The sequence below is a fragment of the Mycolicibacterium sp. XJ870 genome (assembly GCF_053483975.1).
Window position 1 is genome coordinate 1610390 of record NZ_JBEFTI010000001.1, and the last position, 19087, is coordinate 1629476.

Below are 19087 nucleotides of genomic sequence, written 5' to 3' on the forward strand. Positions count from 1 at the left end.
TACGGTCGCGGCGCTGGGCGCACCTTCGGTGTGACCAACCATCCGGTTGGTATAGGTTGGCCCCAATCCAGAAACCCAGTACCGGAGGTCACACCATGGGCGGTGCCGTGAAGTACCAACGCACCCTTTTCGACGCTGAGCACGAACTGTTCCGCGAGTCCTACCGTGCGTTCCTGGAACGCCATGTGGCGCCGGACCACGAGCAGTGGGAAAAGGACAAGATCGTCGATCGTGGCGTCTGGCTCGAGGCAGGCAAGCAGGGCTTCCTCGGCATGGCAGTCCCCGAGGAGTACGGCGGCGGCGGAAATCCCGACTTCCGCTACAACACCATCCTCGGCGAGGAGACGGCGGCAGGCCGCTACAGCGGCCTCGGCTTCAGCTTGCACAACGATGTCGTCGCGCCTTATCTGCTGCGCCTGGCCAACGAGGAGCAGAAGCAGCGCTGGCTGCCGAAGTTCTGTACCGGGGAATTGATCACGGCGATCGCCATGACCGAGCCGGGTACCGGTAGCGACCTGCAGGGCATCAAGACCCGCGCGGTCCAAGACGGCGATCACTACATCCTCAACGGTTCGAAGACATTCATTACCAACGGCATCCACGCCGACCTGGTGATCGTGGTAGCCCAGACCGACGTCGAGAAGGGTGCGCTGGGGTTCAGTCTCTTGGTCGTCGAGCGCGGGATGGAGGGCTTCGAACGCGGCCGCCACCTCGACAAGATCGGGCTGGAAGCCCAAGACACCGCGGAGCTGTCCTTCACCGATGTCAAGGTGCCGGTCGAGAATCTGCTCGGCGAGGAGGGGCAGGGTTTCGTCTACCTGATGCAGAATCTGCCGCAGGAACGGATCTCGATCGCCATCATGGCGGCCGCGGCGATGGAGGCTGTGCTGGAGCAGACGCTGCAGTACGCCAAGGAACGCAAGGCCTTCGGCAAGCCCATCGGCAGCTTCCAGAACAGCAGGTTCGTGCTGGCCGAATTGGCGACCGAGGCCACGGTGGTGCGGATGATGGTTGACGAGTTCATCCGGCTCCACCTGACCGAAGAACTGACCGTCGAGCAGGCAGCGATGGCTAAGTGGTACTCCACCGAAAAGCAGGTCGAACTGATCGATCGCTGCCTGCAACTCCATGGCGGATACGGCTATATGCGCGAGTATCCGGTCGCGCGGGCCTATCTGGACTCCCGCGTGCAGACCATTTACGGCGGAACCACCGAAATAATGAAGGAGATCATCGGCCGCAGCTTGGGCGTTTAGCGGCCAGAATCGGTCGGGATCACCGATCCAGGGGCCTCAGGACGCCTTATTTGCGGGTTTTTTCGCGATGATCGGCGTGTTCCTTGGTTATCGTCGCCTACTGACGCAAAGTTGTCGGGCGAGATGTTTTCAGGGGAACTTTGCCGAAAAAGCGGGAGGGCGCATGACGAGGCCGGGAGCGAGGCTGTACGCGGCCGTTCGGCGAATGACGGTCGGCCTGCTTGCGGTCGCGGTGGCCTGTCTGTTGGCGCCCCTGGCGTCGGCGAGTCCGGAATCCGACGCCGACGGTGCCATCACGTCGGCCTGGAACAGCACCGGCGGCGACGGCGGTCCGCTCGGCCCACGCCAGGGCGGCGTTTACGCCGTAGGCCCTGGCTTCGGGCAGAACTTCGCCGGCGGCAAGATGTTCTTCACTCCCGCCACCGGTGCCCACTATGCCCAGGGCGCGATCCTGGAAAAATATGAGTCCCTGGGCGGACCGGCCGACGGCGACCTCGGATTCCCGACCATCGACGAGGGCCCGGGGCGTGCGCCGAACAGCCGGAACTCAACGTTCAGTGCCCCCGACAAGCCGGTGATCTTCTGGACGCCGGATACCGGCGCGAGGGTGGTGCGAGGTGCCATCAACGCGGCGTGGGACAAAGTCGGTGGATCCGCGGGTGTGCTCGGCGTGCCGTCCGAGGATGAGTCATACGACGGCGACGTGATCTCGCAGAAGTTCACCGGCGGTGAACTGTCCTGGAACCGCAAGACGAAGGCGTTCACCACAGTTCCGCCGGAACTCGTCGATCAGCTGGCCGGACTGCAACTCCCGGAGGATCCGGCGTCGGCCATCGACGCGGCGCGCCGTTCCGCCGGGGGACCGTTGGGTCCGCTCGGGGCCAAGGAGGGCGATCAGTACCCGATCGGTAACGCGGGTGGCCTCGGCCAGAACTTCGCCGGCGGCAAGATCTTCTACAGTCCGGAAACCGGGGCGAACGTCGTGACGGGCCAGGTGCTCGAAAAGTACGAGAGCGTTGGCGGTCCAGAGGGCGACTTGGGCTTCCCGACCACCAGCGAAACCGAGGGTGGGCTGGGGCCGAACAGCCGGATCAGCACCTTCGCCGCTCCGGACAAGCCGGTGATCTTCTGGACGCCCGACTATGGCGCGGTGATCGTCCGCGGCGCCATGAACGCCGCCTGGGACAAGCTCGGCGGAGCCAATGGCACGCTCGGCGCACCGATGGCGGATCAGACCGAGGACGGAAGCGTCGTCACCCAGCGGTTCAGTGGGGGAGCGATCTCGTGGGACCGCTCGGACAACACGTTCACCACCGAGCCACCGAGCCTTGCCACCGAGCTGTCGGGGCTGCAGATTCCGGGGTTGGAGCAGACACCGGCACCCGCTGGTCCGCCGGCTTCCCAGAGCGACGAGGCAAAGCCGTTCTCGTGGCACTGGAACTGGTGGTGGCTACTGGCGCTGGTCCCCGTGCTGTTGATCGCGGCGCTGATAATCGGTGCGGCGCTGTGGCATCGGCGTCGCGGCCGCGATGGATTCGACCACGATCCATTTGACGAGCGCTATGACGACGAAACGCCCGACGATCGGTTGGAGGGCGATCGGTATCCCGAACGCGAATACGGCGAGGGCCGCTATGAGCAGGGCCGGTACGAGGCGGGCCGCTACCAGGACGACGCGTACGCCGAGGAAGCCACGACGCGTTTCACCGAGCCGTACTCCGAACCCGCCGCCACCGGCGGATCACCGTTCGACGGGCCCACGGATGCCGCCATGCCGGTGAGTCGCTGGGCCGCGCCGGGTGGTTTCGACAGGCCGACCGACGATGAGGACGAACCCTCCGAAGAGGCTTCCGAGCTCGCCGTCAGGGATGACGAGGACTTCGACAGCTACGACGAGGCGGACGACCTCGACGATGCAGACGTCGAAGACATCGGTGAGCTCGACGATGACGGCGTTCGCGACGACCAGGATCGACTCGACGACGAGGCAGATCTCGATGAAGACGACCTCGAGGAGGGCCAGGAGCAGGAGCTACTGACCGCTCCCACCACAGCGGTCGGCTTCGGTGGGCAGTACAACCCTGACAACGTCGACACCGCGCCAACTCGCGTGGTGACCGAAGCGGACCTTCGCAACAGTGAAGCCCACAGCGGTCGGCACGCGGCGATCGAGATGGATGAGGTGCCCAGCACCACCGCGATCCACCTACCTCTGGACGACCCGCAACGTGCTCCGCAGGGGTACCCGATCAAAGCCGATACGAAGTCCGGTCTGTACTGGTCGCCGGACAGCAGCCAGTACGACGACGCAATCGCCGAGATCTGGTTTGCCAGTGAAGAATTCGCCCGGACGAACGGATTTGTGCGCGCGGACTGAGTTCTCAGATCTTGCGTATGACGGTCACGACCTTGCCGAGCACTGCGGCGTCATTGCCAGGAATGGGGTCGTACACGGGATTGTGCGGCATGAGCCACACTTGACCGCGCGTGCGCTTGAACGTTTTGACGGTCGCTTCACCGTCGATCATCGCCGCGACGATGTCGCCGTTGTCGGCCACATTCTGCTGACGCACCACGACCCAGTCGCCATCGCAGATGGCTGCGTCGACCATCGAGTCGCCGACGACCTTGAGCAGGAACAGCGAACCCTCTCCGACGAGTTCGCGGGGCAACGGAAAGACGTCCTCGACAGCCTCCTCGGCCAGGATCGGCCCGCCGGCGGCGATGCGGCCCAGGACCGGGACGAACGTGGGCTCGGGCAGCGCGTCGGACCCCGCCACGTCGGTGGACACCAGTGGCGCGACTGCCGGATCGTCGGCGGTCCGCACATCGACGGCACGCGGTCGGTTCGGATCCCGGCGCAGGTAGCCCTTGCGCTCGAGCGTGCGCAACTGATGGGCCACCGATGACGTCGAGGTCAGCCCGACAGCATCACCGATCTCCCGGATGCTCGGCGGGTAGCCGCGACTGGAAACTGACGCGCGGATGACGTCGAGAATCGTGCGCTGACGCTCGGTGAGGCCGCTGTCGGGTGCGCGGCTCCGACCAGCGCCCGCCGTCTCGGCCGGGCTGTCGGTACCGCCGTCCGTGATGTCGCTGCTGTCGTCGCTCATGTCGCCGAATCTAGTCGCCGAATCGGCAATAATCAAACATGTGTTCGACATGCGTGTCGCGCGTGTCGGTGGGGCGGCAGTGCGTCGGAGCGCGGAATGAAGCGGGGCCGGAGTTTGTCGGTACCCCGTTCTATCGTTTGCAACAGTTCGATCACACGTTCTATTAATCGAACATGTGAGCGACTATATTCGAACACAGGAGCGAACACGTCGGACTGAAAGGCAGTCACATGGCCACCCTCGACATCCCCACCGAACGCCGTTACCGCAGCGTCAGGACCACCCCGCAACGGGAAAGCCTGCCGGCTCGCCGAGCGCGGCCGATCCACCGGCCGGGCGGTCCGGTGCGGCCGGCCGGAGGCGCCGTCCGCCATCACGGAACCGGGGTGCTGATGTCTCGTGCGTCGCATCGCCGCCGTCCCATCACGCCCGCCACCACGGTGATGTTGGCCCTGGTTGCCGCCGCGATCACGGTGTGGCTCGGGCTCGTTGCGCAGTTCGGCGGCGTGATGGGTTCCGCGGAGCAGATGCCGACCGAGCTCGCCGTGGTGCAGGTCCAGTCGGGGGAAACTTTGCAGCAGGTGGCCCGGCGGGTAGCGCCTGATGCTCCCGTCGCCCAGGTGGTGCAGCAGATCCGTGACCTCAACCAGCTCGAGTCCGCGGCCGTGGACGCCGGCCAGACGCTGGTCGCTCCGGTCGGCTGACGGGCGACATGGCCGATGAAACACCCTCGCGGGCAGCGCGACTCGATGGAGGCGTGGTGACGTATGCGTCACCGGACCCGGCGGTGAGTCGGCCGGGGGCCGCGCGGGTACGCTCAAGGGCGCTCGAACTAGTTGTCTGGCGGCGTGACGAAGGAGCGGTGATGCACTGTCCGTTCTGCCGCCATCCCGACTCCCGGGTGGTCGATTCCAGGGAGACCGACGAGGGCCAGGCGATCCGCCGGCGGCGCTCGTGCCCGGAATGCGGCAGGCGATTCACCACTGTGGAAACGGCGGTGCTGGCAGTCGTCAAGCGCAGCGGGGTCACCGAGCCGTTCAGCCGGGAGAAGGTGATTCGCGGCGTGCGGCGTGCCTGTCAGGGCCGGCAGGTCGACGACGATGCCTTGAACATGCTGGCGCAGAAGGTCGAAGACGCCGTGCGCGGGCTTGGGACGCCAGAGATTCCGAGCCATGAGGTCGGCCTGGCGATTCTGGGGCCCCTACGCGAACTGGACGAGGTCGCTTACCTGCGCTTCGCGTCGGTCTATCGGTCGTTTTCGTCGGCAGAGGACTTCGAACGCGAGATCGAGGCGCTCCGGGCGCACCGCGGCTAGCGCCCTCCTGGCGTCCGAGCCCGGGACTCACTCGATCTGCGTGGTGCCGTCGCTGACCACGCGGCCTGCGACTCGAACCCAGCCTTCCGCGCTCCATTGCGTGTGGATCACCGACCCCTCGCCCTGGATGACCGTCAGGTCACGACTCAGGTAGTCGGTCATCCGGACAGCAGCGGAGCCTGTGGCCTCGTCCTCAGCGATGCCCAGGTTCGCGGCGAACACCCGGGACCGCAGCACTCCCTTGTCCTGATCGATCCACGCCCATAGGTAGGTCTCGACGTCTTCGTCATAGTCATTGAGCTCGGCTGCCAGCACATCCTCGGCAGAGTCCAGTCGGTGGATCTGCAGTTCCGGCGCCCACTCCGATCGGGCGCTGATCGTGGTGAGATCACCGTCGTAGGAGACCTGCACGATTCCGGCGGGCACCTGCAGCGTCTTGACCGGCAGGCCGGTCTCGCGCAGCCACCACGATGCGCCGACCGTGGGATGCCCGGCGAACGGAAGTTCGGTTGCCGGGGTGAAGATGTGGGCGTGCGCGGTGGTGCCACCCGGCTGTGGCAGATCGATGAATATGGTTTCGCTGTAACCTAATTCAGCGGCGATCCGCTGCCGATCGGTGGGCGCCACCGTGCCGGCGTCGACTACGCCGAGTGGATTGCCGAACTTGCCGTCGGAATCGGTGAAAACACGCAACACGGTCACATCGATGGCCATAGACCGATGCTACGTCGTGGTGGCGTGGCGCCACGGTCAAGCGTGCAGGTTTGGTGCGCCGTCAGGTGGCGCTGCGCTCGTCGCCGCCCATCGCTTCGAGTACGGCAACCTGGGTGTCGAGTGGGCCTGTCATCGTGGAATCCCTGATCCCGCTGCGCAGCAGGTCGCGGAGGAGGTCCTGATCGTAGACCGCGGGCTCGGTGGAGTCGATGAACCGCTCCACCACCTCGACGAAGCGGTCCGGGTCGTCATGGAACGGGAAATGCCCGGATCCCTCGAAGATCTCCAACTGGGAACCGGGCATTGCCGAGTGTGCCATCCTGGCGTGGCCGACTGGGATCACTGAATCTGATGCGCCCCAGATCAATTGCACGGGAACGGATTCGGTCAGGTAACAGCGGTCCAGCATGGTCACCACCTGGCCGCGCCAGTCGACCACAGCCCGCAGGGTGCGGGCGAACGCCGACGACGCGGTCGGCTCCGGCAAGTCGGCCAGGATGCGCAGCATGTCGGGAATGTCGCGACCGACGCCGGTCGACCCGAACAAGGTGCCCGCGGCGCGGCCGAGCACTTGCATCGCGGGCAACAGCAGAGGCAATCGCAGCAGGGCGAGCGCCTCACTGCCCATGGGCAGTGAGGCAATGCGCAGTGCGACGTTGACGTCTTTGGTGACACCGCCCGCGCCGACGAGAATCAGCCGGTCGACGAGTTGGGGGAACTGGTAGGCGAATTGCATCGCCACTCCGCCGCCGAGCGAATGACCGATCACGGTCACCCGGTCGATGTCGAGAACGCTGAGCAGATCACGCATACCGTTTGCGTAGGCGGCGACGGAATAGTCCGCCCGCGGCTTGTCCGAGCGGCCATGACCGAGCAGGTCGGGGGCGATCACGGTGAACCGCTGCGCCAGCGCGGACTGCACGGTGTGCCAGGTGGTCGAGTTGTCGCCGATACCGTGGATCAGCAGAATCGCCGGACCCGATCCCGCCATGCGAAAGGCGCGGCGGTACCCGTGGATCGTGCGGAACTGGAGTACCGGGGCGAGTTCCCGCACGGATCGCAGATTCGGTTTCCGCTCGGTCATGCTCGTCAACCTCGCCCTCAGCCCAGCTTCGGGCTCCTATGAATGGTTGTCGCCATTGGGGAATCCATCCCCAAACCCATCCCCGTGTCCGTCCTTGTACCTGTCGTCCTTGAATTTCTCACCAGTCTGCTGGGCGAGGAACCGTTCGAACTCCGCACCCAGTTCGTCGCCGCTGGGCAGGTCCTCGTCCCGCGCGAGCAGAGACCGATTCTCCTGTGCGGCAACGAAAGCATCGTACTGTCGCTCGAGCGCGGTCACCACTTGTGCGACTTCGGCGCTCGCCTCCACCTGCTCGTTGATCTTGGCGTACACCTCGGCTCCGGCCTCGGACAGTGCGGCCAGGGGCAGTTGCAGCGAACCGGTCCTTGCCACCTCGCCCAGCAGCGCCTCTGCGGCCGGCGGATACGCCGTCTGCGCCAGGTAATGCGGCACGTGAACGGTGAAGCCGACCACCTCGTGACCGTGTTGCGCCATCCGGAATTCGAGCAGGTTGGACACGCTGGCCGGAACCTGAACCTCGCCGACCCACGGTGTGTGCTCGGTGATGAGTTCCTTGTTGTTCGCGTGCGCGGTCAACGTGATCGGTCGAGTGTGCGGCACCGCCATCGGGATGGTGCCGAGACCGATCACCTGGCGTACCGCGAGTTGCTCGGCAAGCAGCCGTACCGCGGTGATGAACCGTTCCCACCGCAGATCCGGTTCCAGTCCGGCGAGTAGCAAAAACGGCGTGCCGACGCTGTCATGCAACGCGTACAAGTTGAGCTCGGGTTCGTCGTAGCCGGTGAAGTGATCGGTCTTGAAGGTCATCAATGGCCGGCGCGAGCGGTAGTCGAGCAGTTCGTCGATCGCGAACGACGCCACCAGTTCCGTGTCGAGGGTGTCCTTGAGGTGCTCGGCGGCGAGCCGGATCGCGTGGCCGGCGTCGGAGAAACCCTCCAACGCGTGGATGAGCACCGGACCGCGGCCATCCGTCGACGTCAACTGCGGTGCGGGGAACTCAAGCTCGTACATGCCGCTCTGGTCGGGTTGGTAGCGCTGTTCCGGGTTTTCGTTGCTGTCGGCCATTCACTCCGTCTCCTCGTCACGGCGGCCGGGTCCGTGCACCGCTGGAACCTCGTACCGTCCGTACCACCTAGTGTCGCGCATTCGCGTTGCGCGGGCTCGCGCCGCCCCGCATGTCGTTCGAACGCGGTAGCCGGCATGCGGCATTCCGGCGGACCGTGTCCGCGCTCGCGTGCTGTTCCTGCTGACCGGATCGCACACGACCAGTTATCCCCAATCCGCAATTCGTCCACAGGCGCCCGAGTTCGGGTGGTCCGGCCGGCCGGCGGCGACGGAGCCGGCTGCCACGGTCAGGCCATGACACCTTCACCGCACATACCCGATTACCCCGTCGGTCATCCAGGTTCGTTGATCGCCGCGCTGCCCGCGGTCCTGGGCTTCGTCCCCGAGGAATCCCTGGTCTTGGTGACCTTCGATGCCGGGCATCTGGGGTGCGTTATGCGCGTTGACCTTTCATTGGCGATGGTCGAGGGGGTTGATCACCTTGCCGAGGTTGCCGCCGCCGCGGCGCCACACTCGGCGGTCGCGGTCATCGTCGACGAGAATGGCGCAGACTGCCTGCAGTGCCAGGACGACTACGCGGACCTGGCCGCCGCCGTGGCCGATGCGCTGGCGGCTCACGGCATCGAACTGTCGGCTGCACACGTGGTGGACAGGGTGGCCGCCGGTGGGCGCTGGCACTGCGCTGACGGGTGTGGCAACCACGGCACGGTCGAGGATCCCACCGCCTCACCGTTGGCTGTGGCGGCGGTGCTCGACGGCCGTCGGCTCTACCGGCGGCGCGCCGAACTGCAGCAGATCGTCGAGGCCGACGAGATCCGCGGTGAGCAGATCGCGGCGGTGATCGCCGGCCTGCCGTCGTCGTCCGGACCGCGTCGGAAGGCGCAGGCCCGTGCGGATGTCGAGATGGCGATCACGGCGGCTGCGCAGCTGGCCGCCGGCGAGGTGCCGACAGATATCCAGTTGGCGAAACTGGCGGTCGCCCTGACCGATCCACGGGTTCGCGACACGCTGTACGCACTGGCCGTCGGGGACGGGGCCGGCCCGGCCGAGTCCCTGTGGGTCGCAGTCGCGCGCGCCTTGCCGCCACCCTGGCGGGCAGAGGCGCTCGCACTGTTGGCATTCTCGGCGTACGTCCGCGGTGACGGGCCGCTGGCCGGGATATCGCTGGACGCGGCGCTGCGCTGCGATCCGGAACATCGGATGGCAGGCATGCTCGATCAGGCCCTGCAGTCGGGGATGCGGCCGGATCAGATCCGCGAACTCGCCCTCAGCGGGTACCGGCAGGCTGAACGGCTCGGGGTGCGGTTACCACCGAGACAGACGTTCGGGGGCGGCGCGCGCAAGGCCGGCGCGTAGCGCCGGCCCCCCGTCTCAGACCTTCTCGACCTTGACGGCGTGGGCCATGTGGTGCGGCAGCTCGACCTGCTCGTGACCGGGGATCAGGATCATGACGCCACCGTGGTCGTTGGCCTCCACGGTGACCCTCGCATTGGGGACCACACCGGCATCCTTGAGCCGACCGATGAGTTCGGTGTCGCCCTGGACATGCTCGGTGAGCTGGCGAACCACCACGGCGACAGGCATGCCGACCGGCAATTCGGTGAGCCGGACCAGACTGACTTGATCAGATCCGAAGCCCGCGGCACCGAAGCCGAGCTCGGATAGGCCGGGGATGGGGTTTCCGAACGGGGAGGTGGTGGGGTTGTTGAGCACCTGCACCAGGCGGCGCTCGACATCCTCGCTCATCACGTGTTCCCAACGGCACGCCTCGGCGTGGACGTCCTCCCAGGGCAGGCCGATCACGTCGACCAACAGCCGCTCGGCCAGCCGGTGCTTGCGCATCACTGCGACGGCCAGTGTGCGGCCCTTGTCGGTCAGTTCGAGGTGGCGGTCACCGGCGACGTGCAGCAGGCCGTCACGTTCCATTCGGGATACCGTCTGGCTGACCGTGGGCCCGCTCTGGTCGAGCCGCTCGGCAATGCGGGCACGCAGCGGCACCACGCCCTCTTCCTCGAGGTCGTAGATGGTCCGCAGGTACATCTCAGTGGTGTCGACCAGATCGTTCATTCGCGCCTTCCCAGCCCAAACGTCACCCCACAGTCTACCGTTCCCACGGCTCGAACCGCGGTCCTACATCGCCGGGCCTGTCCCGCCCGCCGAACGTCGATTCACGCTGCTCGTCGCACGAAAATCCGGTACAGACACGAATGTGCCCGCCGGTGACCGGCGGGCACATTCGTGGGATTCGCTCAGCTGGCGTAGGACCGCAGCCGATCGGCACGATCGCCGTTGCGCAGCTTGGCCATCACTTCGCGTTCGATCTGGCGGACCCGCTCACGGGACAGGCCGAACAGCTTGCCGATCTGATCGAGCGTGCGCGGCTGACCGTCGTCGAGGCCGAACCGAAGCCGGATCACCTGCTGCTCGCGCTCGTCGAGGGTGGCCAGGACGTGGCGGATATCAGTGTGCAGCAGCTCGGAGATCACCGCATTCTCCGCCGACATCGCCTCGGAATCCTCGATGAAGTCGCCCAGCGGGGCTTCCTCGTCGGTTCCGACCGGCATGTCGAGGCTCACGGGATCCCGGCTGTGCTCGAGGAGGTCGTTGATCTTTTCCACCGGGATGCCGGACTCGGCAGCCAACTCTTCGTCGGTGGCCTCGCGCCCGAGATTCTGGTGCATCTCGCGCTTGATCCGGGCGAGCTTGTTGACCTGCTCGACCAGATGGACCGGCAGCCTGATCGTGCGGCTCTGGTCGGCCATTCCGCGGGTGATGGCCTGGCGGATCCACCAGGTGGCGTACGTCGAGAACTTGAAGCCCTTGGAATAGTCGAACTTCTCCATCGCCCGGATCAGCCCCAGGTTCCCCTCCTGGATGAGGTCCAACAGCGGCATTCCGCGGCCGGTGTAGCGCTTCGCCAGCGACACCACCAGCCGCAGGTTCGCCTCCAGCAGGTGCCGCCGGGCCGCCTCGCCGTCGCGGACAACGATCGCCAGATCGCGTTTGCGGTTCTCGCCAAGACGCTTCTTGGTTTCCAGCAGGTGTCGTGCGTAAAGACCCGCCTCGATGCGCTTTGCGAGCTCAACTTCATCGGCGGCATTGAGCAGGGCTGTTTTGCCGATGCCGTTCAGATATACGCGCACGAGGTCGGCTGCCGGGCTCTGGCTGTCCAGATCGCTATCAACGCGGCTTGTGGTGGCATTTGCCATGACGGCCTCCTGATCGGCTCGAACTGTCATGACTTACAACGTGTCATGCCCCAGAAGAGTTCCCACTCTCGCTGGGTTTCATGCCCGTTGACCTGCAGTTTTTTGCCGACGACCTGAGATTCTCCTGAGAAACGCTAGAGAAGGCCCTCAGTCGGCGACGTCATCGCGGGAATCCGCAGTGCCGGGTTGCGGTGGCACCGAGGGACCACCCTCCAGCGCGGGCCGCTCAGCAGTCGGGAACAGCGGGATGCGATGGCCGTTGCCCGCATATCGCCGTGGTTCCTCGGCGCGCCGGGGCGGGCGGTCATTGGCGATGAGCACCGCCATCCACGGCAGCGGCACGGACACCAGAATGATGGCCAGCGAGATGAGCCCGTTCTCCCAGATGTTGTAGGCCAGGGCGGCCAGCAGCAGTGCGGGAATCCGGAATGCCATCAACGTCAGATACTTGCGGACGCGCTGGCGGTGCTGCTCCTCGTATGCGGGTGCGGCACGGGTGATGAGGACCGGGCGGGCTTCACGATCGAAATCGTCGTCGAAACTCAGCTCGTGGCTTTGTTTCATGACCTCTACTGTTCCACACCTCGGCGGGGCTGGGACAGCTGGATTTCCCCCGGCCCGGTGGCCGGGCACAATATATAAACATGGAGACCCAGACGATCGAGCGCACCGACGCCGATGAACAAGTCGATGACGGGACTGATGGCGATCGACCGAAGTTCTTCCATTACGTCAAGAAGGACAAGATCGCCGAAAGTGCTGTCATGGGTACGCACGTGGTCGCACTGTGCGGCGAGGTGTTCCCCGTGACCAAGTCGGCCAAGCCCGGTTCTCCGGTGTGCCCGGACTGCAAGCGGATCTACGAATCCCTCAAGAAGTAGACGGTTGGTCGGCGGCGTCAGGCATCGGTCGCTCCGGTGCCTGCGCGCGGTTGTTGAGGGCGCGGTTGTTGAGTGCCTTGTCCCCGAGCCATTCCCGCAGCCGCCTGGCATGGGTGTCTGATGCCGGCCATTCCTCTTGGATGGCGGCGTTCAGCTCGGCGCCCAGCATCACGGCGAATCCCAGGAAGAACGCGAACAGCAGGAACGCGATCGGTGTCGCGAGTGCACCGTACGTGTAGCCGGTGCTCGTGATCCAACCCAGATAGCCGCGCAAGCCGACGGTCGCGACCAGGAACACCACCGTCGCCAGCACCGAGCCCAGTAGCAGCCGATGCGAGGGCAGCGGTCTCGGCAACGAGACCCGGTACAGCAGCGTCACTCCGAAGATGACCGCGAAGAACAATGCCGGGAAGTAGCCGTAGCGCAGGACGTTGTCCCAACTGTCCGGCAGGTGCTCGGCGATCGTGCGGGGGCCAAGCGCGACCAACGGCGCCATGGCGATCGCCGACACGAGCATGATCACGTACAGGCCCAACGCATAGAACCGCTGGCGCACCGGATGCCGTAGCGGCGTCTGGTCGTGGGCTTCCACAATCGAGTCAACGAATGCCGAGACTGCCGAGGATCCTGCCCACAGCGAGATCACGAAGCCGACCGAGACCACCTCGCCGCGGGCGCCCTTCACGATGTCGAGAATCGTCGGTTCGATGATCTCGTCGACGACATTGGGGGAGAAGAAGCTGTTCGCAGCATTGATCAGCTGGTGCTGAATAGTCGGCAGAGTGTCCGGCCCGAACAGCGGTGCGATGTAGGCCAGGCTGCCGAGCATCCCGAGCAGGAGCGGCGGTAACGACAGCGCACACCAAAACGCCGCCTGCGCCGATTCCGAGAAAATCGAATCGTCCCAGCTCTTCGCCAACGTACGTCGCGCGATATGCCGGATGTGGTGGCGTGATGGTGGTCTTGGAAGAGGCTGGCCCGTCATGACCAGACCAGCATTACTGACGAAACGTGCTCCTGCCCAGGCGGGTGGTGCTCAGCTGGCGTTATGCCTCGACCGGGCTGATTTCCAGCACAGCGGCGAGTTCGACAAGCTTGGCTTCGTGCTCGTTCGCATGGTGACGGCAGAAGAGCAGCTCGGCGCCCGAGGGCAGCTTCGCGCGTACTTGCGCGGCCGCTCCGCATCGATCGCAGCGGTCAGCTCTGGTTAGCTCGGGGCTTGTCAGAGTTGCGTTCATGGCTCCTCCGTCTTCTGCTCTGCGCAACGTCGGCAAAGTGCCGCGTGTGCGTATCTCTACTCTGTCAGACGTTTTCGGTTCCGGCCTTGTTCCCTAGGGGTTTACCGGTGTGTCGTGTCTCACTTCCGCGCCGTGTTGCTCACGGGCAAGCTGGCCCTATGAATCCGTCGCCGGAAGTCTTGGTCCACTTGTGCAGCGCCGACGACTGGCGGCGCGCCCAAGAGGCCGGTGAGCACCGGCCCGACTCGCTGCGGGCGCAAGGCTTCGTCCACCTTTCCACACCCGAGCAGGTGCACCTGCCGGCCAACCGGCTCTATGCGGGCCGCAGCGATCTGCTGCTGCTCCACATCGATCCGGCAAAGCTGTCCGACCCGGTGCGTTGGGAACCTGGAGTACCAACGGATCCGCGGTCGATGAGGTTCCCGCATCTGTACGGATCGTTGCCCGTTGCGGCTGTGATAAGCACCACTGCCTATGTGCCGGGCACTGACGGCCGGTTCGCGCCGGCATCCGCGCAGGGTTGCGACACGCCGTAGCGGCAATGACTGGACTATCGCGTCGGGCGTGGCGTGACATGCTCAGCGGGTGTCCGAGGCAGCCCAGAATCGGCAGGGCGCGGCCACCCGCCAACGCCTGGTGAAGGCCGCTGAGCGACTGTTCGCCGCGCATGGCGTCGACGCGGTGTCGGTACGCGCGGTGAATGTCGCCGCTGGTCTGGGCGCCGCCTCGGTGCATTACCACTTCGGGTCCAAGGACGCTCTGCTGCGTGCGGTTCTGACGGATGTCGGCGCACCCGTGCGCGACGAGATCGCCGCGAACGTCGCGACGCTGGCTGACGGCGCGACGGCACCGACAGCGGAAGCGCTTGTCCGAGCCGTCACTGAGCCGTACCTCAAACTTCTTCTGCGGCAGCGTGTCAGGGGGATGCGCTGGATCAAGATCATCGCGCAGATCTCCCAGGAGAATCACCCTGCCCTGCTGGCGACGGAGCAGCGGCTGCCCGATGAGTTGTTCGCTCAGGTTCAGCGCGCTTTTCCCGATTCTGATCCGGATCGACTCGAACTGCGGTGGGCCATCTCGATCATGAACTTCATCCAGGCGCTGAGTCGGGCTGACGAATGGAAGCGTGACGGCGCCCGGTTGGCCGAGCCCGAGTTGACGGCGTTCTACGAGGATTTGGTGACGTTCGTCGTCGGCGGGGTCCAGCGGCTGCTCGGCGGCTGATCACCAGTGCCTCATCCGGGACATTCGACAATCTCATTTTCTGGATCAGTTGATCCAATCAGATGTTCCAAGTAGCGTCCCTGTCATGTGGACAACCGCCTCGATCAAGTTCGGGGCCTTCCTGGCTCCCTACCATCCGCTGAACGCCGATCCCGCGCTGCAGTTGCGGCGCGACATCGACCTGATGCAGCATCTCGACCATCTCGGCTTCGACGAGGCCTGGATGGGCGAGCATCACTCAACAGGGTCTGAAATCGTTCCTGCCCCAGACGTGTTCATCGCTGCGGCGGCTGAGCGCACCGAGCGAATCCGTTTCGGAACCGGCGTGACGTCGCTGCCGTACCACCACCCGCTGGTCACCGCCGACCGCATCACCCAGCTCGATCTGCAGACCCGCGGACGGCTGATCGTCGGAACCGGGCCGGGCAAGATCCCGCTCGACGCACACATGATGGGGATCAACCCGATCGACCAGCGGCGCATGCAGGGCGAGGCGCTCGAGGCGGTTCTGCGCCTGCTGCGCGGTGAGGTCGTCAACATGGAGACCGACTGGTTCACCCTGCGCGATGCGCGGGCCCAGCTGCCCACCTACGATCCGGCAGGCATCGAGGTCGCGACTGCCTCGACCATCTCGCCCAACGGCTCGGTGCTCGCCGGAACACATGGGCTCTCGCTGCTGTCGCTGGCCGCCAGCTCGCCGAGCGGATTCGAGGTACTCGACCGGAACTGGGGCGTGTACGAAAAAGTTTCGGCCGAGAACGGGTATCGGGCCGACCACTCGACCTGGCGACTGGTCAATCCGATTTTCATCGCGGAGACCCGGGCCGACGCCGAGCGGGCTGTCAGCCGCCGAATTCACGCAATCGCTGAGTACGTCAACCGCCAGCAGCGCATCAACCCGGACTGGGCGCAGACACCCGAGGGCATCATCAAACAGTGGCGTACCGACAACCTGGGCGAGTTCGGCCAGGTCATCATCGGTACCCCCGAGGACGCGATCGCCCAGATCGATCGCCTCATCGAGAAGACCGGTGGATTCGGCACGCTGTTGATCATGCACGTGGACATGGCCGGCTGGGAGGACACCAAACGCAGCTACGAGCTGTTCGCCTCGGAGGTCATCCCGCACTTCAAGAACCGCAACGCGGGCAGGCAGGCCAGCCTGCAGTTCGCCGAGGACAACGGTGAATACCTCCTCGGCGGCCTCATCGGGGCAATCACCAAGGCACACACCGACTATTACGGCCAGCTCGAATCCAAGGGGGCATGATGCGCGCTACCGAGTACTTCGAGGGTCAGTTCACCGTGACCGAGGTCGACGAACCACCGGCTACCGGCCCCTGCCAACTGCGTATCAAGGTCGCGGCCTGTGGCATCTGCGGCAGCGATCTGAGCATGTCGAAGGATCCATGCCGATTCGTCGAGGTGGCGGCGGCCGCCGGCTACCCATTCGCGGTGTTCGACCACAGCAAGCCGGTCGTGCTCGGACACGAGTACGCCGGAACGGTCATCGAATGCGGTTCGGATGTAACCGGTTTCGCGTTGGGTGACCGGGTCGCCGGTATCGGGGTGGCCACCGAGGCCAACGGCATGCCGACCATCATCGGTTACTCCAACGACTACCACGGAGCCTTCGGGGAAACGATCGTGGTCGACGCGTTCTGGGTCCGCAAGGTACCCGACGGGTTGTCCCTCGAGCACGCAACGCTCGCCGAACCGCTCCACGTGGGCGAGATGCACGTCCAGCAGTCGGGCCTGACCGAGGCCGATGCTGCCCTCGTCATCGGTTGTGGCTCGATCGGTCTCGGCACGATTCTGGCCGCCAAGGCGCACGGCGCGCACACGGTGATCGCGTCCGAGCCGTCGCCCAAGCGTCGGGAACTGGCGCTCAAGATGGGCGCCGACATCGTGGTCGACCCCAGCGAGCAGGATCCGATCGAGCTGTGGAACTCGATGCTCATGGAAGGGCGTGGGGGGAGCGGAATTCTCATCGCCTATGAGTGCAGCGGGCGGGTCGGCACCCTCAACAACTTGACCCACACCCTGCCCTTCGGCTCCCGGATACAGGTCGTCGCTTCACCTTTCGGCGAGGAAACGATTATCCCGGTGGTTGCGCAGTTCCGGCAGATCGCCATCAACTTCGGTAACGGTCCCTACCACGAGGCCTACGAGACGGTGCTGAAGCGACTCGCCGACGGCGACATCGACGCCGAGGCGATCATCACCGGCCGGGTCGGCCTGGACGGGTTGGGTGACGCCTTCCAGGCGCTGCGCGATCCAGAAGCCCACGTCAAGATTCTGGTGCTGCCGCAGGGTTGAGCCGGCGCCGTCAGCCGGCGTGGATGTCGAATCCCTTGTACCCGGCTGCGGCGACGTCGGCGATGATCTGCCCGTAGACTCCGAACCCGCCGACGAACGGCATGAACACTCGCGGCTTGCCCGCGATGTTGGCCCCGAGGTACCACGAGTTGGCTTGTGGCATAAGGGTGCCCGCGGCCCGGCGGGCGCATTCGTCTACCCAGTCGACGGCGGCCTCGGCGCGTGCCTCCAGCGCGACGCTGCCATGGGCATCCAGATGTGCGATGGCATCGGCCACCCAGTTCACGTGAAGTTCGGAGTGCAGCACCATGTTGGCCAGCACCGAGGGGCTGCCCGGCCCGGTCAGGTTGAACAGGTTCGGGAACCCGGGTATGCCCAGGCCGAGATAGGTCACCGGGCCTGCGGCCCACGCCTGGTTCAGGGTTGTTCCGCCGCGGCCCGTGATGTTGAGCTTGTCGACCGACCCGGTCATCGCATCGAATCCGGTGGCGAAAACCAGGATGTCGAGCTCATAGTGTGCATCGGTGGTGTGCACGCCTGTCGCGTCGATCCGTTCGATCGGGGTGGCCCGCAGGTTCACCAGATGCACGCTGTCGCGGTTGAACGTCTGAAAGTAGTTGTCGTCGGTGCAGATTCGTTTCGCCCCGATGGGGTAGTCGCCGGGAATGAGGAGATCGGCAGTCGCCGGATCGTCGATCACGGCGCGGACCTTCTCCTCCCAGAACTCGCGCGCGGTGCTGTTGGCGTCGAGGTTGAGCAGCTGGTCCGGAAAGGTCTTGCTGAACAGCACACCGCCCAGTTCCCAACGCTTCTCGTAAGCGGCGCGGCGTTCCTCATCGGAGACCTCGAGCGCAGACTGCGGATGCGGTTGGTGCGGTGAGCCGCCGCCGCTGGCCATCGACAGTGCTCGGCGCTGCGAATAGTTCGCCTTCTGCTCGCGCCGGGCCGCGTCGTCGAGCGGGATATTGCCCGCAGGCACACTGAAGTTCGGGGTGCGCTGGAAGACATGCAGTTGCGCGGCCGCCTCGGCGATCCGCGGAATCGCCTGGATCCCTGAGGATCCGGTGCCGATCACTCCGACCCGCGTGCCGGTGAAATCCACGCCGTCATGCGGCCACCGGGCCGTGTGGTACACCTCGCCGGCGAACGACTCGAGGCCGTCGATATGGGGCAGGTTGGCGTTCGACAGCGGACCGACGGCCAGCACCACGAACCGGGATGAGACGACCTCTCCACGGTCGGTGCGAACCTCCCATCGAAGTGTCTCCTCGTCCAGCACGACGTCGGTGACACGGGTGCCGAAGGTGATATCGCGACGCAGATCGAACCGGTCGGCGACATGGTTGAGGTAACGCAGGATCTCGGGTTGGGTGGCGTACTTCTCCGACCAGTCCCACTCCTGCTCCAGGTCGGGGTCGAAGGAGTACGAATAGTCCACGCTTTCGACGTCGCATCGAGCACCCGGATAGCGATTCCAGTACCAGACGCCGCCCACCCCGTCGGCCGCCTCGAACACCCGCACCGACAGCCCGTCAGAGCGGAATCGGTGCAGCGCATACAGGCCGGCGAAACCGGCGCCGACTACCACTACATCGACGGTTTGGCTCATGGACACCGACGCTACGGGTGGGGCCGCCCGGCTCCCAGCGGCTGTCCCGTTGTGCGGGAC

General features: G+C 65.4%; 20 protein-coding genes. 10 read left to right on the forward strand and 10 right to left on the reverse strand.

Features of this window, described 5'->3' with window-relative positions:
• Nucleotides 1-95 precede the first annotated feature (95 nt).
• Together ABQF30_RS08050 and ABQF30_RS08055 are read left to right on the forward strand one after the other, a co-directional pair.
• Nucleotides 96-1256, forward strand: coding sequence for an acyl-CoA dehydrogenase family protein (locus ABQF30_RS08050; protein ID WP_448462256.1), 1161 nt, complete (start codon nucleotides 96-98; stop codon nucleotides 1254-1256).
• Nucleotides 1257-1419: 163 nt separating this feature from the next.
• A complete protein-coding gene (locus tag ABQF30_RS08055) occupies nucleotides 1420-3633 on the forward strand; it encodes an LGFP repeat-containing protein (protein ID WP_448462257.1) in 2214 nt (737 codons plus the stop codon).
• A gap of 4 nt (nucleotides 3634-3637) precedes the next feature.
• Here the strand turns inward: ABQF30_RS08055 and lexA are convergent, their stop codons facing one another.
• Nucleotides 3638-4369 carry a transcriptional repressor LexA gene (lexA, locus tag ABQF30_RS08060; protein ID WP_448462258.1) on the reverse strand — a complete coding sequence of 244 codons (732 nt, stop codon included), beginning with the start codon at nucleotides 4367-4369 and terminating at the stop codon, nucleotides 3638-3640.
• A 230-nt stretch (nucleotides 4370-4599) separates the two neighbouring features.
• Here lexA and ABQF30_RS08065 point away from each other — a divergent pair, with 230 nt between their 5' ends.
• Both ABQF30_RS08065 and nrdR read left to right on the forward strand, forming a co-directional pair.
• Nucleotides 4600-5073, forward strand: a complete 474-nt coding sequence (locus ABQF30_RS08065; protein WP_448462259.1) for a LysM peptidoglycan-binding domain-containing protein — start codon at nucleotides 4600-4602, stop codon at nucleotides 5071-5073.
• Nucleotides 5074-5234: 161 nt separating this feature from the next.
• A complete protein-coding gene (nrdR, locus tag ABQF30_RS08070; protein WP_448462260.1) occupies nucleotides 5235-5684 on the forward strand; it encodes a transcriptional regulator NrdR in 450 nt (149 codons plus the stop codon).
• Between the two features lie 27 nt (nucleotides 5685-5711).
• On the opposite strand, the gene ABQF30_RS08075 is transcribed toward nrdR, so the two are convergent.
• The 3 genes from ABQF30_RS08075 to ABQF30_RS08085 all read right to left on the reverse strand — a co-directional run bounded on the left by ABQF30_RS08075 (nucleotide 5712) and on the right by ABQF30_RS08085 (nucleotide 8547).
• Nucleotides 5712-6398, reverse strand: a complete 687-nt coding sequence (locus tag ABQF30_RS08075; protein WP_448462261.1) for a PhzF family protein — start codon at nucleotides 6396-6398, stop codon at nucleotides 5712-5714.
• A 61-nt stretch (nucleotides 6399-6459) separates the two neighbouring features.
• A complete protein-coding gene (locus ABQF30_RS08080; protein ID WP_448462262.1) occupies nucleotides 6460-7482 on the reverse strand; it encodes an alpha/beta fold hydrolase in 1023 nt (340 codons plus the stop codon).
• Between the two features lie 36 nt (nucleotides 7483-7518).
• The gene (locus ABQF30_RS08085; protein ID WP_448462263.1) at nucleotides 7519-8547 is read right to left on the reverse strand and encodes a proteasome assembly chaperone family protein; all 1029 of its coding nucleotides are present in this window, start codon (nucleotides 8545-8547) and stop codon (nucleotides 7519-7521) included.
• A 294-nt stretch (nucleotides 8548-8841) separates the two neighbouring features.
• Between ABQF30_RS08085 and ABQF30_RS08090 the strand changes: the two genes are divergently transcribed.
• The gene (locus ABQF30_RS08090; protein ID WP_448462264.1) at nucleotides 8842-9903 is read left to right on the forward strand and encodes a DUF4192 domain-containing protein; all 1062 of its coding nucleotides are present in this window, start codon (nucleotides 8842-8844) and stop codon (nucleotides 9901-9903) included.
• 15 nt (nucleotides 9904-9918) lie between these two features.
• Here ABQF30_RS08090 and ABQF30_RS08095 read toward each other — a convergent pair whose 3' ends face one another.
• The 3 genes from ABQF30_RS08095 to ABQF30_RS08105 form a co-directional block, all read right to left on the reverse strand.
• The gene (locus tag ABQF30_RS08095; RefSeq protein ID WP_448462265.1) at nucleotides 9919-10614 is read right to left on the reverse strand and encodes an iron-dependent transcriptional repressor DtxR; all 696 of its coding nucleotides are present in this window, start codon (nucleotides 10612-10614) and stop codon (nucleotides 9919-9921) included.
• Between the two features lie 182 nt (nucleotides 10615-10796).
• Nucleotides 10797-11786, reverse strand: coding sequence for a sigma-70 family RNA polymerase sigma factor (locus ABQF30_RS08100; protein ID WP_448462266.1), 990 nt, complete (start codon nucleotides 11784-11786; stop codon nucleotides 10797-10799).
• 117 nt (nucleotides 11787-11903) lie between these two features.
• Complete coding sequence (locus ABQF30_RS08105) at nucleotides 11904-12320, reverse strand: DUF3099 domain-containing protein (protein WP_448462267.1); 417 nt, start codon at nucleotides 12318-12320, stop codon at nucleotides 11904-11906.
• Between the two features lie 80 nt (nucleotides 12321-12400).
• Between ABQF30_RS08105 and ABQF30_RS08110 the strand changes: the two genes are divergently transcribed.
• Nucleotides 12401-12637, forward strand: coding sequence for a DUF3039 domain-containing protein (locus ABQF30_RS08110; RefSeq protein ID WP_448462268.1), 237 nt, complete (start codon nucleotides 12401-12403; stop codon nucleotides 12635-12637).
• Here ABQF30_RS08110 and ABQF30_RS08115 read toward each other — a convergent pair.
• Both ABQF30_RS08115 and ABQF30_RS08120 read right to left on the reverse strand, forming a co-directional pair.
• Complete coding sequence (locus tag ABQF30_RS08115; protein ID WP_448462269.1) at nucleotides 12627-13622, reverse strand: YihY/virulence factor BrkB family protein; 996 nt, start codon at nucleotides 13620-13622, stop codon at nucleotides 12627-12629. The genes ABQF30_RS08110 and ABQF30_RS08115 overlap by 11 nt on opposite strands.
• A 61-nt stretch (nucleotides 13623-13683) precedes the next feature.
• Nucleotides 13684-13875, reverse strand: a complete 192-nt coding sequence (locus tag ABQF30_RS08120; RefSeq protein ID WP_448462270.1) for a DUF7455 domain-containing protein — start codon at nucleotides 13873-13875, stop codon at nucleotides 13684-13686.
• A 158-nt stretch (nucleotides 13876-14033) separates the two neighbouring features.
• On the opposite strand from ABQF30_RS08120, the gene ABQF30_RS08125 reads away from it, so the two are divergent.
• From ABQF30_RS08125 to ABQF30_RS08140, 4 genes are all read left to right on the forward strand, one after another.
• Nucleotides 14034-14411: a DUF952 domain-containing protein gene (locus ABQF30_RS08125; protein WP_448462271.1), complete on the forward strand. Its 378-nt coding sequence runs from the start codon at nucleotides 14034-14036 to the stop codon at nucleotides 14409-14411.
• 49 nt (nucleotides 14412-14460) lie between these two features.
• Nucleotides 14461-15099: a TetR/AcrR family transcriptional regulator gene (locus ABQF30_RS08130; RefSeq protein ID WP_448462272.1), complete on the forward strand. Its 639-nt coding sequence runs from the start codon at nucleotides 14461-14463 to the stop codon at nucleotides 15097-15099.
• Nucleotides 15100-15184: 85 nt separating this feature from the next.
• A complete protein-coding gene (locus ABQF30_RS08135) occupies nucleotides 15185-16369 on the forward strand; it encodes an LLM class flavin-dependent oxidoreductase (protein ID WP_448462273.1) in 1185 nt (394 codons plus the stop codon).
• Nucleotides 16369-17418, forward strand: a complete 1050-nt coding sequence (locus ABQF30_RS08140) for an alcohol dehydrogenase catalytic domain-containing protein (protein WP_448462274.1) — start codon at nucleotides 16369-16371, stop codon at nucleotides 17416-17418. The genes ABQF30_RS08135 and ABQF30_RS08140 overlap by 1 nt, the downstream gene beginning before the upstream one ends.
• 10 nt (nucleotides 17419-17428) lie before the next feature.
• On the opposite strand, the gene ABQF30_RS08145 is transcribed toward ABQF30_RS08140, so the two are convergent.
• Complete coding sequence (locus ABQF30_RS08145) at nucleotides 17429-19027, reverse strand: flavin-containing monooxygenase (RefSeq protein ID WP_448462275.1); 1599 nt, start codon at nucleotides 19025-19027, stop codon at nucleotides 17429-17431.
• Nucleotides 19028-19087 lie beyond the last annotated feature (60 nt).